The 1,809-nt window shown below is 39.7% G+C and carries 2 protein-coding genes; both read left to right on the forward strand.

Going from position 1 to position 1,809, the window contains the following annotated elements:
- Positions 1-1,122: IS4 family transposase (locus EWM59_RS27265; RefSeq protein WP_130020692.1), on the forward strand; the 1,122-nt coding region annotated here is incomplete at its 5' end.
- 175 nt (positions 1,123-1,297) lie between these two features.
- On the forward strand, positions 1,298-1,809 hold a 512-nt coding region (locus EWM59_RS27270), incomplete at its 3' end, for an IS110 family transposase (RefSeq protein WP_130024302.1).

The raw sequence follows: 1,809 nt of genomic DNA on the forward strand, positions 1-1,809 counted from the left end.
CAGGATAGTACAGTGGGCAATTATCCTACCCGTCAGATGGATTTAGGCTACCTTCAAACCGGAAGCGATAATGGAGTATTAATACATAATGGTATTCTGACAGACAACCATTATGTACCTTTAGGCTTACCCATCCAAGAGTTCATACAAAGAGATAGGGATGATTATGGTAAACGTCATCAAAGACACCTGCGTCCTTTTGAAGAAAAGGAGAGTGCTAAATGGATTGAAGCCATTGATTTTGCCCGTAAATATGGACGTAAAACGGGTATATCGGTTGTACAAGTAGCTGATAAAGAAGCTGATGTGGCAGAGGTCTTCAATTATGCACTTACCCATCGACAACTCTTTATTATCAATGGCAGACATGACCGTAAACTCAAAAACAGTACTCAAACCCTGAAGCCCTATTTGCAAAGTTTAACCCCTGGTGGGATTGTTGAACGTTCGCTCTTAGATGCCAAAGGCAAAGCACACCTATGTGAGTGTCAGATTACTTTTGCAAAAGTTGACTTACAGGATTTAATTAAACCTATTTATGTACTCACCTTGCAGCAACTTCAACCTATCAAAGGACAAGACTTAGCCCATTGGATGATACTTACCAATGTGCCGGTAAAGACTTTAGCAGAGGCGGTAGCTATTATTGATACCTATACCCGCAGATGGACTACCTGTGAAGATTTTCATAAATGTCTCAAAACGGGTTGTAGTATCCAACAAAGACAATTACAATCCCCACAAGCACTCTTTAATACCATCAGTCTATTGAGTTTAATAGCGATTGGTTTATTAAGAACAAGATATTTAGCTCTCAAAGAGCATGCCCAGAAGACGACTAATCATCTGATTAATGAATTACTCTCACAGGATGAGTTAATGATGGCTGACATAGCTGCCGATAAATATCTGATGCCTATTGACTTAACTTTTGCCCAGAAGCATACCAATTTATGGTTTATGCTGCTTTTAGCCAGGATGGGAGGGCATCAGGGTATCAAACAGGCTGGTATGCCCGGATGGCAAACAATCTGGAAAGGTTGGATTTATTTCCAGGCACTTGTTGATGGTCTCAATATGTCAAAGAACTTATTTTTACAAAAAAACCGTACTTATGGGTAAAACTCACCTCTCCCGAGGGAGAGGGGTTGGGGTGAGGAAAAATTCCAAACGGTTCGCCGTAGCGATATTATTTGGTACAAAAGACTTTTTAGTTTGTATGTTTGAAAAAATAGCTTCGGAATCAGTTTCACAGTAACTTTAAGTTAACAGAAGTGAAAAGCAAAAACCGAAGCATATGAAAACAAAAGTAAGAGATTTTAGCGGAGAATCAATCTATGTAGGGATTGATTCACATTTAAAGAGTTGGAAAGTGACAGTGATGTCTAAAGAGTTGATGCTTAACTCCTTTACCCAACCACCAGATAGTGTACAACTTTCTGCCTACTTGAAGGGACATTATCCCGGAGCCGATATTCATTGTGTGTATGAAGCGGGATTTGCAGGATTCAATATTCAACGTCAGTTAAGTTCAGCAGGTATTAATTGTATAGTAATTCACCCTGCAGATGTACCTACAAGTGATAAGGAGAAACGTCGTAAGAGTGATAGCATAGATAGTGGAAAGTTGGCCAGAGGGCTAAAAAACGGAGATTTTAAAGCCCTTTATGTTCCTCCATTGGAACAACAGCAGGACAGGTCACTACTGAGGGTTTATGATAGACTTACCCGAGATATAACCCGGGTAAAGAATCGGATAAAATTCTTTCTGATGTATTTTGGAGAAGCTATCCCTGTTGAATTGCAAAC

This window comes from Emticicia agri (assembly GCF_004168285.1).
GTDB classification, from domain to species: Bacteria; Bacteroidota; Bacteroidia; order Cytophagales; family Spirosomataceae; genus Emticicia; species Emticicia agri.